We start from the raw sequence: 13,191 nt of genomic DNA on the forward strand, positions 1-13,191 counted from the left end.
GACGCTGAACCTTACCAGGCGAGGCGCCCCGGATCCCAATCGGTTCCGGTGCCCGGCCGCTTGGCACGGTGGGCCACGTCCTTGGCACGGCTAGGCGTCGCTGGCGTGATCGGATTGTCCGGTTCGGAGCGATGCTCAAGCGTGCCGAGGCACGCCACCCCGGCCCCAGCCTGGCTCAACCCAAGACGTGTTCCTCGTAGCGCTTGCGCATCAGCGCGACCACCTCGTCGGGGTCGGCGGCCCAGAGGTCGGCGTTGAAGATCTCGACCTCGATCGGGCCGTCGTAACCGGCCGCCTCGACCAGCCGGCGGAAGTACCGGAAGTCGATGTGGCCGTCGCCCATCATGCCGCGCGACAGCAACGCGTCCGCCGGGAACGGGGTGATCCAGTCGCATACCTGGAAGCTGGCGATCCGGCCCGCCGCCCGCGCGATGGCAGCCTCGACGTTCGGGTCCCACCAGACGTGGAAGGTGTCGACGACGACTCCCACCGACGACGGGGCGAACGGCGCGGCCATGTCGAGCGCCTGGTCGAGCGTCGACAGCACGCCGCGGTCGGCGCAGTACAGCGGGTGCATGGGCTCCAGCGCCAGCCGGACACCTGCGGCCTCGGCGTGCGGCACCAGCGCGCCCACCCCGTCGGCGACACGGGCGCGGGCGCCGCCGAGGTCGCGCGAGCCGTCGGGCAGCCCGCCGACCACCATCACCAGGCAGTCCGCGCCCAGCGCGGCCGCCTCGTCGATCGCCCGCCGGTTGTCGTCCAGGGCGGCATCCCGCGCGGTCCCCGGGAACGCGGTGATGAACCCGCCCCGGCACAGGGACGACACCCGCAGCCCGGCGTCGGCCACCAGCCGCGCCGCCTCTGCGACGCCGCAGTCGTGCACCGGCTCGCGCCATAGCCCGATCGACCCGATCCCGGCCCGGACGCACCCGTCGACGGCCTCGGCGACGGACCAGCGCTCCGTCGTCCGCTGGTTCAGCGACAGCCGGTCCATCACGCCACCCCGTACGTCGCCAGCAGCGAGGACAGCCGCGCCGCCGCCAAGGACGGATCGGGGAACAGCCCGGCCGCGTCGGCCAGCTCGAACGTGCGCACCAGGTGGGGGAGCGACCGCGCGCTCTGCAGCCCGCCGACCATGACGAACCCCGGCTGCAGGCCGGACAGCCAGGCGAGGAACGCGATGCCGGCCTTGTAGTAATAGGTCGGCTCGCCGAACACCTGGCGGGCCAGCGGCACGGTCGGCGCGAACGCCGCCTCGTACGCCTCCGGGTCGCCGCGGTCCAGCGCCTGCAGCGCGGCCGACGCCGCCGGTGCGATGGCGGCGAAGATCCCCAGCAGCGCGTCCGACGAACCGCGGATCAGCGACGGATAGTTGTAGTCGTCGCCGGTGTACAGCCGCACCCCGGCGGGCAGCCGCGACCGCAGCTCCTCCTCGAACCGGGCGTCCAGCAGCGACACCTTGATGCCGTCGACCTTCGCCGCGTGGTCCGCGATCAGCGCCACCACGTGGTCGGCCGCGACGCTCACATCGTCGGCGCCCCAGTAGCCGGCCAACGCGGGGTCGAACATCGGGCCCAGCCAGTGCAGGATCACCGGGGCGGACGACTGCGGGAGCAGCCGGTCGTAGACCTTCCGGTAGTCGTCGGGACCGGTCGCGACGGCGGCCAGCTGCCGGCTGGCCATGAGGATGACCTGGGCGCCGGCGCCCTCGACGACCTCCAGCTGCTCCTCGTAGGCGGCCGTCACCTCGTCGACGCTCCCGGCGGCGCCGGTGAGCTGGTCGGTCCCCGCCCCGGCCGCGATCCGGCCGCCGGCGGCGCGCGCCTCGGCCGCGCTGCGCCGGATCAGCTCCTGCGTCGCCGCCCAGTCCAGGCCCATGCCGCGCTGCGCGGTGTCCATCGCCTCGGCGACGCCCAGCCCGTACGACCACAGGTGCCGCCGGAACGCCAGCGTGTGCTCCCAGTCGACGACGGCGGGCGCGCCGGGCCGGTTCTCGCCCAGCGGGTCGGCGACGACGTGGGCGGCGGCGAACGCCACCCGCGACCTGATCGGCGACGAAGGCCGCTCCCAGGAGCGCGGCTCGCTCAGCGTGTACGGGCGCAGCGCACCGTCCGCGCCCGGCAGCCGCACGACCGCGCCACCGCCGCCGCTCACAGCGTCAGCTCCGGCAGCTCGACCCGGCCGCCGTCGTTCGACGACTGCAGCCCGGCCTGCGCCAGCCGGACGCCGCGGGCGCCGGCGAGGAAGTCGTACGGGTGCGGCGCGTCCTCCTCGACGTGCCGCACGAACTGCTCCCACTGCGCCTTGAAGCCGTTCTGCGGCGGCGTGTTGTCCGGCACCTCCTGCCACTGGTCGCGGTAGCGCTGCTCGTCGGCGAGGTCGGGGTTCCACGTCGGCCGGGGCGTCGCGGTGCGCGGCTGGATGACGCAGTGGTGCAGCCCGGCGACGGCGCTGCCGAGAGTGCCGTCGACCTGCAGCTCCAGCAGCTCGTCGCGGTGCACGCGGACCGCCCACGACGAGTTGAACTGGGCGATCACCCCGCCGGCCAGCTCGAAGATCGCGTACGCGGCGTCGTCGGCCGTGACGTCGTAGCGGCGGCCGCGCTCGTCCCACCGCTCCGGGATGTGCGTGACCGCCTTCGCCGTCACCGCCTCGACCCGGCCGAACAGGTTCGTCAGCACATAGTCCCAGTGGCAGAACATGTCGACGACGATGCCGCCGCCGTCCTCGGCGCGGTAGTTCCAGCTCGGCCGCTGCGCCTCCTGCCAGTCGCCCTCGAACACCCAGTAGCCGAACTCGCCGCGGACGGACAGGATGCGGCCGAAGAACCCGCTGTCGATCAGCCGGCGCAGCTTGAGCAGCCCGGGCAGGAACAGCTTGTCGTGCACGACGCCGTTCTTCACGCCCGCGGTCTTGGCCTGCTTGGCCAGCGTCAGCGCGCCCTCGACGGTCTCGGACACCGGCTTCTCGGTGTAGATGTGCTTGCCGGCGTCGATCGCCTTGACGATCGACTCCTCGCGCACCGAGGTGAGCTGGGCGTCGAAATAGACGACGTTCGCGGCGTCGCCGAGCGCGGCGTCGAGGTCGGTCGTCCACCGTTCCAGGCCGTGCCGGGTCGCGATGTCGCGCAGCTTCTCCTCGTTGCGGCCCACCAGGACCGGATCGAGCGTGACGCGGGAGCCGTCGGACAGCTCGACCCCGCCTTGCTCGTTGATCGCGAGGACCGACCGCACGAGATGCTGCCGGTACCCCATCCGGCCGGTGACGCCGTTCATCACGACACCGAGCGACTTGACTGCCATGCCACCTCCTGTGGAAAGCGCTTGCCCATCACCGTACGGCGTCGCGGCGCGGGCGCGCAAGCTCTCGTCTGACGGGGATGACACCAGGTGGCGGGCGGTTCGAGGTCGATTCGTCGTCCCACCTGGCCAAATCCGGAAGGCGCTTACCCGCCGACCGTTGAACCGCGACACCACGGTCGCCGCGCCCACCGGACCGTTGATCTTGGAGTTCTTCGGGCATCTATCGGACATTCCACCCGCAATTGCCGAACAACTCCAAGATCAACAAGGGTGGCGTCGCCCGGATGAGGCTCGTCGCCCCGAACGATCAGGCCGGCGAGGGGCGGGTGCTCTGCCGGAGGACGACCTCGCCCTTGATGCGCCGCGTGCTCGGCTTGGTCCGCTCGGCGGCGCTGAGCACCAGCTCGAACGCCGTCGCGCCGACCTTCTCCAGCGGCAGCCGGACGGTCGTCAGCGCCGGGTTGACGTCGCGCAGGGTGCTGATGTCGTCGAAGCCGGCGAGGCCGAGGTCGCGAGGGATCTCCAGGCCGTGCTCGCGGGCGGCGGCCATCGCACCGACCGCCATGACGTCGTTGACGGCGAAGACGCAGTCGAGCTCGCCGATGCGGTCGAGCAGCGTGCTCATGGCCTGGTGGCCGCCGTCGCGGGTGAAGGCGCCGTGGACGACGAACGCGGGGTCGAGGTCGACGCCGGAGCGGCCGAGACCCTCGCGGAACCCGTGGACGCGGTCGCGGGCGGTGAGCAAGGCGTCGGGGCCGGCCAGCACGCCGAACCGCCGGTAGCCGAGGCCGACGAGCTCCGTGGCGAGGTCGCGGGCGCCGAGCCGGTTCTCGATGACGACGGTGTCGACCGGCAGCTGCTTCTGCGAGATCGCGACGACGTTGCCGCCGTCGTTCTCGAAGATGTCGATCTCGCGGCGCAGGGCGTCGGCGACCGGGCTGTCGTCCATGCGGCTGCCGGCCAGGATGACGGCGCGGCTGCGCTGGCCGCGCAGCGCGACGAGGTAGTCGACCTCGCGCTCGGGGCGACGCAGCGTGCTGCCGAGCGTCACCAGAACCTGGTGCCCCTCGGCGGCCTCCATGACGCCTGCGGCGATGGAGGAGAAGTACGGGTCGGCGATGTCGTGCACCACCAGCCCGACGACGTTGGTGCGGCCGCGCGCCATGGCCTGGGCCTGCGCGTTGGCGGCGTAGTTGAGGCTGCGGGCGGCGGCGAGCACCCGCTCGCGGAGGTCGTCGCCGACCCTGCGGGTGCTGCCGTTCAGGGCGCGCGACGCCGTGGCCAGCGAGACGCCCGCCCGGGCCGCGACGTCCATCAGCGTGACCGAACCGCGCGGTTGCTCGGCCATGTGTCTCCCGTCTCCGTAGGAATGCGCTTCCACGATAGACCGCCGAGCCCGGTCCGGATCGCAGGACGACGCCGGGCGTGCTTCGTCAGCATGTTAGTTTGTCTAGACAAACTGGAAGGAGCGGGCATGCGCGTGGGGTTCGTCGGGGTCGGCCGCATCGGGGCGGCGCATGCACAGGTGGTGCGCGACCATCCGGCCGTGACGGCTGTCCTGGTGGCCGACGCCGATCCGGTCCGGGCCCGCAAGGTCGCCGACGAGCTCGGCGTCGAGGCCGTGGCCACGACGGCCGACGCGTTCCGCGACGTCGACGCCGTCGTCATCGCGGCCGCCACGTCCGCGCACGCCGAGCTGATGATCGCCGCCGCGGCGGCCGGGCTGCCGGTCTTCTGCGAGAAGCCGGTCGCCGCCGACGTCGCCGGGACGCGCGCCGTCCTGGCCGCCGTCGAATCAGCGGGCGTGCCGACCCAGATCGGCTTCCAGCGCCGGTTCGACGCCGGCTACGTCGCCGCGAGGCGGGCCGTGCGCGACGGCGCCCTCGGCGAGGTCCGCCGCCTCCACCTCATCACCGCCGACGCCGAGCCGCCGCACCCGTCGTACGTCCCGACGTCCGGCGGCATCTTCCGCGACTGCCACATCCACGACTTCGACATCCTGCGCTGGGTGACCGGCCGCGAGGTGTCGACGGTGTACGCGACCGGCGCGAACCGCGGCGCCGAGGTCTTCGAGGCCAGCGGCGACGTCGACGAGTCGGCCGCCGTTCTGACGCTCGACGACGGCACGCTGGCGACCCTGCAGGGCTCGCGCTACAACGGCGCCGGCTACGACGTGCGGATGGAGGTCGCGGGCACGGCCGGCACGCACGTCGTCGGCCTGGACGACCAGGCCGCGCTGACGTCCGCCGAACCCGGCGTCGTCTTCCCCGAAGGCACGCCGTTCCGCGAGTTCTGGTCCCGCTTCCGGCCCGCCTACGAGGCCGAGATCGCCGCGTTCGTCGACGTCGCGCGCGGCGAGCGGGAGAGCCCGTGCACCGCCGCCGACGCGCTGGAGAGCTTCTACGTCGCCGAGGCCGCCACCCTCTCCCGGCAGGAGGGTCGCGCCGTCACCGTCGAGGAGGTGCGGACCCGATGACGGCACACGAGGTGCTCACCATCGGGCGGGTCGGCGTCGACATCTACCCGAATCAGGCCGGCGTCGGACTGGAGGACGTCACCACGTTCACCAAGTACCTCGGCGGCTCGGCCACCAACGTCGCCGTCGCCGCCGCCCGGCACGGACGCCGGTCCGCCGTCATCACCCGCACCGGCGCCGACCCGCTCGGCCGGTTCGTCCACCGGGCGCTGACGGGGTACGGCGTCGACGACCGCTTCGTGACCGCGGTCGACGGCCTGGCGACGCCGGTGACGCTGTGCGAGATCTTCCCGCCGGACGACTTCCCGATCTACTTCTACGGCCGCACGCCGACCGCGCCGGACCTCCAGATCACCACGGACGAGCTGGACCTCGACGCAGTCCGCGGCGCCGGCATCTTCTGGGCGACGGTGACCGGCCTGTGCCAGGAACCCAGCCGCTCGGCCACCCTGGCGGCGCTGGAGGCCCGCGGCCGGACCGGCATCACCGTCCTCGACCTCGACTACCGGCCGATGTTCTGGGAGTCGCGCGAGACGGCCCGGCCGATCGTCCAGGAGGCGCTGCGGCACGTCACGCACGCCGTCGGCAACCTGGACGAATGCGAGACGGCGGTCGGCACCCGCGACCCGCACGCGGCCGCCCGGAGGCTGCGCGAGGAGCACGGCGTCGCCGTCGCCGTCGTCAAGCAGGGCCCGAAGGGCGTGCTCGCCGTCGACGACACCGGCGAGTACGAGGTGCCGCCGATCCCCGTCGACGTGCTCAACGGGCTGGGAGCTGGCGACGCGTTCGGCGGCGCGCTGTGCGACCAGCTGCTGGCCGGCCGCCCGCTGAGCGAGGCCGTCCGGTTCGCCAACGCCGCCGGCGCGATCGTCGCGACCCGGCTGGCCTGCTCCGACGCCATGCCGACGACGGCCGAGGTGGCCGCGTTCCTGGAGGGTGCCGATGTCCGCTGACCAGTTGCGCGCGATCGTCGAGACGCGCATCCACCGGCCGGAGGCGATCGCCGCGGCCGCCGCCGCGCGCAAACGCCCCGACTCGCTGCTCGGACCGACCGGCAAGCTCATGGTCATTGCGGCCGACCACCCGGCGCGCGGAGCGCTGCGGGCCGGTCGCGACGCGCTGGCGATGGCCGACCGCGGCGAGCTGCTGGACCGCCTGGTGGTCGCGCTCGGCCGGCCCGGGGTCAACGGCGTACTCGCCACGGCGGACGTGCTCGAGGACCTGCTGCTGCTCGGCGCGCTGGACGGCAAGGTCGTGGTCGGCTCGATGAACCGTGGCGGCCTGGCCGGCACGGTGTTCGAGGTCGACGACCGGTTCACCGGCTACGACGCCGCGGGCATCGACACCATGGGCTTCGAGATGGGCAAGATGCTGCTGCGCATCGACCCCGACGACCCGGCGACGGCGCCCACACTGGAGGCGTGCGCGCACGCCGTCGACGGGCTGGCCGCCCGCGGGAAGGTGGCGCTGGTCGAGCCGTTCATCTCGCACCGCGTCGACGGCCGGCTGCGCAACGACCTGTCCACCGAGGCGGTGATCCGCTCGGTGACGGTCGCCGCGGGCCTGGGCAACACGTCGGCCTACACCTGGCTGAAGCTGCCGGTGGTCGACGACGACCCGGCCGGCATGGAGCGAGTGCTGGCGGCGTCGACGCTGCCGGCGGTGCTGCTCGGCGGCGAGGTCCCGGACGACCCGGACGCGGCGTTCCGGCAGTGGGAGAAGGTCCTGCGGCTGCCGACGGCGCTCGGCCTGGTGGTCGGGCGGACGCTGCTCTACCCGCCGGACGGCGACGTCGCGGCGGCGGTCGACACGGCGGTGAGCCTGCTATGAGCCAGTGGTACCACCCGGCCGGCAGCGCCGCTCGCGGCCCGTACGCCGTCGAGCTGACCCCGGCCACCGTCGAGGGCTGGCGGTGGACGTCGCTGCGGGTGCTCGAACTGGGACCGGGGGAGACGCACAGCTTCCAGTCCGGCGCCGAGGAGCTGTTCGTGCTGCCGCTCAGTGGCGGCGGCACGGTGGTCGTCGACGGCGAGCGGTTCGAGCTGACCGGCCGGCCGGACGTGTTCAGCGGCCCGTCCGACACCGTCTACGCACCGCGCGACGCGTCCGTGACCGTCACCGCCGCCGGCCACGACGCCGACGGCGCCCGGTTCGCGCTGCCGGCCGCGCCGTGCACGACCCGGCCGGTCGCCCGTTACATCCCCGCCAGCGACGTCGCCGTCGAGATCCGCGGCGCCGGCAACGCCACCCGGCAGGTGCACAACTTCGGGTCGGCGGACACCTTCGACGCTGACCGGCTGATCGCCGTCGAGGTGATCACGCCGGCCGGCAACTGGTCGTCGTACCCGCCGCACAAGCATGACGAGGACCGGCCCGGCGTGGAGTCGGAGCTGGAGGAGATCTACTATTTCGAGGTCGGCGCCGGCCCGGCCGGTCCCGGTTTCGGCTACCACCGCGTCTACGGCACCGACGACCGGCCGATCGACGTGCTGACCGAGGTGCGCACCGGCGACGTCGTCCTGGTGCCGCACGGCTGGCACGGCCCGTCGGTGGCCGCGCCCGGCTACCACCTGTACTACCTGAACGTCATGGCCGGTCCCGGCACCACGCGCGAGTGGCTGATCAGCGACGATCCCGCGCACGCCTGGGTACGCGACGAGTGGGCGGCGCAGGACGCCGACCCCCGTCTCCCGATGGGACGCATCACGGAGGAGCAGCGATGAGGCTGACGGTCGCGCAGGCCACGGTCCGGTTCCTGGCCGCGCAGTTCACCGAGCGCGACGGCGTCGAACACCGGTTGATCGAGGGCTGCTTCGGCATCTTCGGGCACGGCAACGTGGCCGGCCTCGGGCAGGCGCTGCTGGAGGCCGAGCTGGCCGACCCCGACGGGCTGCCATACCACCAGGCCCGCAACGAGCAGGGCATGGTGCACGCGGCGGTCGGCTACGCCCGCATGCGCAACCGGCTGTCGACGCTGGCCTGCACGTCGTCCATCGGGCCGGGCGCGACGAACATGGTCACCGGCGCGGCGCTGGCGACGATCAACCGGCTGCCGGTGCTCCTGCTGCCGGGGGACGTGTTCGCGACCCGCGTCGCCGACCCCGTCCTGCAGCAGCTCGAGATCCCGCACGCGCCGGACGTCACCGTCAACGACGCGTTCCGGCCGGTGTCGCGGTTCTTCGACCGCGTCTGGCGGCCAGAGCAGCTGCCGGCCGCGCTACTCGGCGCGATGCGGGTGCTCATCGACCCGGCCGAGACCGGCGCCGTCACGCTGGCGATGCCGCAGGACGTGCAGGCCGAGGCGTACGACTGGCCGGCCGAGCTGTTCGCTCGCCGCGTCTGGCACGTGCCGCGCGCCGTCCCGGAGCCGGCCGCGCTGGCCCGCGCCGCTGCCCTCATCAAGGGTGCGCGGCGGCCACTCATCGTCGCCGGCGGCGGCGTCATCTACAGCGAGGCCACCGCCGCGCTGCGGGCGTTCGCCGAGGCCACCGGCATCCCGGTCGCCGAGACCCAGGCCGGCAAGGGCAGCCTGCCGTACGACCACCCGCTCGCGCTCGGCGCCGTCGGCGCGACGGGGACGCCGGGCGCCAACCGGTTCGCCCGGTCGGCGGACGTGGTGATCGGGATCGGCACCCGGTACAGCGACTTCACGACGGCGTCTCGGACGGCGTTCCAGGACCCCGGCGTGCGGTTCGTCAACGTCAACGTCGCTGCGTTCGACGGCGCCAAGCACGCCGGCCTGCCGGTCGTTGCGGATGCGCGCGCGGCCCTCGAGGCCCTGACGGACGCGCTGACCGGCTGGTCGGTGCCTGACGAGCACCGCGAGGCCGCGGCCACCGCGAACGCCGAGTGGGACGCCGTCGTCACCGCCGCCTACACCACGGCACACCAGCCGCTGCCCGCGCAGACCGAGGTGATCGGCGCGGTCAACGAGGTCAGCGCGCCGCGCGACGTCGTGCTCAACGCGGCCGGCTCGATGCCTGGCGAGCTGCACAAGCTCTGGCGCACCCGCGACCCGAAGGGCTACCACGTCGAGTACGGCTACTCGACCATGGGCTACGAGATCGCCGCGGGCGTCGGCGTCCGCATGGCAGCACCGGACCGGGACGTGTTCGTGCTCGTCGGCGACGGCTCGTACCTGATGATGGCGCAGGAGCTGGTGACCGCCGTCCAGGAGCGGATCAAGATCGTGGCGGTGCTGGTGCAGAACCACGGGTTCGCCTCGATCGGCTCACTGTCGGAGTCGCTCGGCTCGCAGCGGTTCGGCACCGCCTACCGCTACCGATCCGGGGAGAGCGGCCGGCTGGACGGCGACGTGCTCCCGGTCGACCTCGCCGCCAACGCGGCCAGCCTGGGCGTGCGGGTCGTGCGCGTGACGTCGGTCGACGAGTTGCGCGCGGCGCTGCGCGACGCCAAGGCGGCACCGGCCGACGGCGGCCCGATCCTGATCCACGTCGAGACGGACCCGCTGGCCGGCGCGCCTGACAGCGACTCGTGGTGGGACGTGCCGGTCAGCGAGACGGCGGCGCTGGACACCACCCGCGCGGCGCGCGCGGAGTACGAGCGGCAGAAGAAGGCACAGCGGCCGCTGGTCGGCCCGCCCGGCAGCACAGAGGAGAACGGCGCATGAGAACCATCGAGCACTGGATCGGCGGCGGTACGACGCGGGCCGACTCGACCCGCACCGCGCCGGTGTGGAACCCGGCGACCGGGCAGCAGCAGGCCGAGGTGCTGCTGGCCGAGCCGGTGGACGTCGATCTCGCGGTGTCGACCGCCGCGAAGGCGTTCGAGAGCTGGTCGCAGACGTCGCTCACCAAGCGGACCAAGGTGCTGTTCGCATTCCGGGAGCTGGTCTCCCGGCACGCCCAGGAGCTGGCCGAGATCATCGCCGACGAGCACGGCAAGGTGGTGTCCGACGCGCTCGGCGAAGTGCAGCGCGGCCTCGAGGTGGTCGAGTTCGCCTGCGGCATCCCGCACCTGCTCAAGGGCGACTACTCCGACCAGGTCTCGACCGGCGTCGACGTGTACGGCTTCCGCGAGCCGTTGGGCGTCGTCGCCGGCATCACGCCGTTCAACTTCCCGGTGATGGTGCCGATGTGGATGCACCCGGTCGCCATCGCCTGCGGCAACGCGTTCGTGCTGAAGCCGAGCGAGCGGGACCCGTCGGCGTCGATGCTGGTGGCGAGGTTGTGGGCGGAGGCGGGTCTGCCCGAGGGCGTGTTCACCGTCGTCCACGGCGACAAGACCGCCGTCGACGCGCTGCTGGACCACCCGGAGGTCGCAGCGGTGTCGTTCGTCGGGTCGACCCCGATCGCGCGGTACATCCACCAGCGCGCCAACGCGAACGGCAAGCGGGTGCAGGCGCTCGGCGGGGCGAAGAACCACGCCGTCGTGCTGCCCGACGCCGACCTCGGCTTCGCCTCCGACCACCTGGTCGCGGCGGCGATGGGCTCGGCCGGGGAGCGGTGTATGGCGATCTCGGCGGCTGTCGCCGTCGGGACCGGCGCCGACCAGCTGGTCGATGTCGTCGCGGCGAAGGCGAGGGCGGTCCGCGTCGGCCCCGGGCGCGAGGAGGCCAGCGAGATGGGGCCGGTCGTCACCGCCGCCGCTCGCGACCGGATCACCGGCTACGTCGACTCCGGTGAGCAGCAGGGCGCGACGGTGGCCGTCGACGGGCGCGGGCTGGTGGTGCCCGGCCACGAGGACGGCTTCTTCGTCGGCCCGACCGTGCTCGACCACGTCACGCCGTCGATGGACGTGTACCGCGACGAGATCTTCGGTCCGGTGCTGTCCGTCGTCCGCGCGTCCGACGTCGACGAGGCGATCGCGCTGATCAACGCGAACCCGTACGGCAACGGCACGGCCATCTTCACCAGCTCCGGCGAGGCGGCGCGGCGGTTCCAGCGCGGCGTGCAGGTCGGCATGATCGGCATCAACGTGCCCATCCCGGTGCCGATGGCGTACTACTCCTTCGGCGGCTGGAAGGACTCGCTGTTCGGCCAGTCGCACGTCCACGGCCCGGAGGGGATCGCCTTCTACACCCGGGCCAAGGTCGTGACGGCCCGCTGGCCACACGTCGACCACCCGATCGCCGCCAGCTACCACTTCCCGACCACGTCCTGACGATTTCGCCGCGTTCGGCGGGCCATCAGGAGGCCTTCTGGTGCATCACCACGCATGCAATCGTGTTGAGGCTCGGGTGATCCTGGGTGACGTCGTCACTCTGGATGCCGGTGCCGTGGCCGCGTGGCGTGGTCGCGAAGGTATTGCGCGGACGTGGAACGGGCCCGGTCCCCTCACGCGAGGGCCGGGCCCGAACGGTGGGCGGAGGACTCAGCTGGCCCAGGCCATCAGCGACTCGTTGCGGCGCGGGTCGCGCAGCAGCATGAGCGCGTGCTTCTCGAGCTGGCGCACCCGCTCGCGGGACACGCCGACCTCGTCGGCGACGTCCTGGAGCGTGTGCTCGTGGCCGTCGACCAGGCCGTAACGCATGCCGATGATCTTCGCCTCGCGCGTGGGCAGCGAGTCGAGGACGGTACGCAGCTGCTCGCTGAGCGCCCGCCGCTCGACCAGGTCGGAGGCCTGGACGGCGTCGTCGTCCTCGATCAGCTCGCCGATGCTGGACTCGCCGTCGTCGCCGATGGGGGTGTCGAGGCTGAGTGGGTCGCGGGCGACCCGGCGCAGCTCGACGACCTTCTCGACCGGCAGCCCGGCCTCCTCGGCGACCTCCTCGACCGTCGGGTCGCGGCCGAGCAGCCGCTGCAGGTCGCGGTCGATGCGGTGCAGCTTGGCGACCGTCTCGGACACGTGCACGGGCAGCCGCACGGTGCGGGTCTGCTCGGCCAGGCCGCGCTGGATGGCCTGGCGGATCCACCACGTGGCGTAGGTGGAGAACTTGAAGCCCTTGGCGTAGTCGAACTTCTCGACCGCTCGGATCAGGCCGAGGTTGCCCTCCTGGATGACGTCGAGGAACGGCAGCCCGCGGCCGGACAGCTTGCGCGCCACCGACACGACCAGCCGCAGGTTGGCGCGGATCATGTGGTCGCGCGCGGCCTGGCCGTCGCGGACCAGCGCCTCGAGCTCGGCCTTGTAGGACGGCGTCAGCTTGCGCTTGGTGGGCAGGGCACCGGCCAGCAGCTGCTCGGCGTACACACCGGTCTCGATGCGCTTGGCCAGCTCGACCTCCTCGGCCGCGGTGAGCAGCGGCGTCGAGCCCAGTTGCGCGAGGTAGCGGCCGACGAGGTCGGGCTCGCCCTCGGAACGCGCCTGACGACGCCGCGGCGTCGCGCTGGTGGCCTTGGGTGCAGCTGCCATGGGTCCCCCTCGAGGTCGACTCAGCGTTCGGACCGTACCCGCACGATCAGCGAACATACGTTCACAACGCACCAGGACCCACAAAGATTCCGCGACCCT

Annotated in this window: 11 protein-coding genes; 6 read left to right on the forward strand and 5 right to left on the reverse strand. The window is 72.9% G+C overall.

Features of this window, described 5'->3' with window-relative positions:
- Positions 1-175 precede the first annotated feature (175 nt).
- The 4 genes from E1262_RS08460 to E1262_RS08475 form a co-directional block, all read right to left on the reverse strand.
- Positions 176-994, reverse strand: a complete 819-nt coding sequence (locus E1262_RS08460) for a sugar phosphate isomerase/epimerase family protein (protein WP_132102692.1) — start codon at positions 992-994, stop codon at positions 176-178.
- Positions 994-2,154 (reverse strand): dihydrodipicolinate synthase family protein, encoded by a 1,161-nt coding sequence (locus tag E1262_RS08465; RefSeq protein ID WP_132102693.1) that lies wholly within the window; start codon positions 2,152-2,154, stop codon positions 994-996. The genes E1262_RS08460 and E1262_RS08465 overlap by 1 nt, the downstream gene beginning before the upstream one ends.
- The gene (locus E1262_RS08470) at positions 2,151-3,302 is read right to left on the reverse strand and encodes a Gfo/Idh/MocA family protein (RefSeq protein WP_132102694.1); all 1,152 of its coding nucleotides are present in this window, start codon (positions 3,300-3,302) and stop codon (positions 2,151-2,153) included. Before E1262_RS08470 ends, E1262_RS08465 begins: the two co-directional genes overlap by 4 nt.
- Before the next feature lie 307 nt (positions 3,303-3,609).
- Positions 3,610-4,650 (reverse strand): LacI family DNA-binding transcriptional regulator, encoded by a 1,041-nt coding sequence (locus E1262_RS08475; protein ID WP_132102695.1) that lies wholly within the window; start codon positions 4,648-4,650, stop codon positions 3,610-3,612.
- A 126-nt stretch (positions 4,651-4,776) separates the two neighbouring features.
- Here E1262_RS08475 and E1262_RS08480 point away from each other — a divergent pair, with 126 nt between their 5' ends.
- From E1262_RS08480 to E1262_RS08505, 6 genes are read left to right on the forward strand one after another with little or no spacing between them, the layout of a single operon-like run.
- A complete protein-coding gene (locus E1262_RS08480; RefSeq protein ID WP_132102696.1) occupies positions 4,777-5,778 on the forward strand; it encodes a Gfo/Idh/MocA family protein in 1,002 nt (333 codons plus the stop codon).
- Complete coding sequence (gene iolC, locus E1262_RS08485) at positions 5,775-6,731, forward strand: 5-dehydro-2-deoxygluconokinase (RefSeq protein WP_132102697.1); 957 nt, start codon at positions 5,775-5,777, stop codon at positions 6,729-6,731. Before E1262_RS08480 ends, iolC begins: the two co-directional genes overlap by 4 nt.
- Complete coding sequence (locus E1262_RS08490; protein WP_132102698.1) at positions 6,721-7,608, forward strand: Cgl0159 family (beta/alpha)8-fold protein; 888 nt, start codon at positions 6,721-6,723, stop codon at positions 7,606-7,608. The genes iolC and E1262_RS08490 overlap by 11 nt, the downstream gene beginning before the upstream one ends.
- Complete coding sequence (gene iolB / locus E1262_RS08495; RefSeq protein ID WP_132102699.1) at positions 7,605-8,501, forward strand: 5-deoxy-glucuronate isomerase; 897 nt, start codon at positions 7,605-7,607, stop codon at positions 8,499-8,501. Before E1262_RS08490 ends, iolB begins: the two co-directional genes overlap by 4 nt.
- Positions 8,498-10,408 (forward strand): 3D-(3,5/4)-trihydroxycyclohexane-1,2-dione acylhydrolase (decyclizing), encoded by a 1,911-nt coding sequence (gene iolD, locus E1262_RS08500; protein ID WP_132102700.1) that lies wholly within the window; start codon positions 8,498-8,500, stop codon positions 10,406-10,408. Before iolB ends, iolD begins: the two co-directional genes overlap by 4 nt.
- Positions 10,405-11,901 (forward strand): CoA-acylating methylmalonate-semialdehyde dehydrogenase, encoded by a 1,497-nt coding sequence (locus tag E1262_RS08505; protein WP_132102701.1) that lies wholly within the window; start codon positions 10,405-10,407, stop codon positions 11,899-11,901. The genes iolD and E1262_RS08505 overlap by 4 nt, the downstream gene beginning before the upstream one ends.
- A 210-nt stretch (positions 11,902-12,111) precedes the next feature.
- Here E1262_RS08505 and E1262_RS08510 read toward each other — a convergent pair whose 3' ends face one another.
- The gene (locus E1262_RS08510; protein ID WP_132102702.1) at positions 12,112-13,092 is read right to left on the reverse strand and encodes a sigma-70 family RNA polymerase sigma factor; all 981 of its coding nucleotides are present in this window, start codon (positions 13,090-13,092) and stop codon (positions 12,112-12,114) included.
- Positions 13,093-13,191: the final 99 nt, after the last annotated feature.

It is taken from the genome of Jiangella aurantiaca (genome assembly GCF_004349105.1).
Classification (GTDB): domain Bacteria; phylum Actinomycetota; class Actinomycetes; order Jiangellales; family Jiangellaceae; genus Jiangella; species Jiangella aurantiaca.

Coding starts and splice junctions, on each gene's coding strand:
- E1262_RS08460 (WP_132102692.1), bottom strand. CDS start 994: ATGGACCGGCTGTCGCTGAACCAGCGGACGACGGAGCGCTGGTCCGTC.
- E1262_RS08470 (WP_132102694.1), bottom strand. CDS start 3,302: ATGGCAGTCAAGTCGCTCGGTGTCGTGATGAACGGCGTCACCGGCCGG.
- E1262_RS08475 (WP_132102695.1), bottom strand. CDS start 4,650: ATGGCCGAGCAACCGCGCGGTTCGGTCACGCTGATGGACGTCGCGGCC.
- E1262_RS08480 (WP_132102696.1), top strand. CDS start 4,777: ATGCGCGTGGGGTTCGTCGGGGTCGGCCGCATCGGGGCGGCGCATGCA.
- iolC (WP_132102697.1), top strand. CDS start 5,775: ATGACGGCACACGAGGTGCTCACCATCGGGCGGGTCGGCGTCGACATC.
- E1262_RS08490 (WP_132102698.1), top strand. CDS start 6,721: ATGTCCGCTGACCAGTTGCGCGCGATCGTCGAGACGCGCATCCACCGG.
- iolB (WP_132102699.1), top strand. CDS start 7,605: ATGAGCCAGTGGTACCACCCGGCCGGCAGCGCCGCTCGCGGCCCGTAC.
- iolD (WP_132102700.1), top strand. CDS start 8,498: ATGAGGCTGACGGTCGCGCAGGCCACGGTCCGGTTCCTGGCCGCGCAG.
- E1262_RS08505 (WP_132102701.1), top strand. CDS start 10,405: ATGAGAACCATCGAGCACTGGATCGGCGGCGGTACGACGCGGGCCGAC.
- E1262_RS08510 (WP_132102702.1), bottom strand. CDS start 13,092: ATGGCAGCTGCACCCAAGGCCACCAGCGCGACGCCGCGGCGTCGTCAG.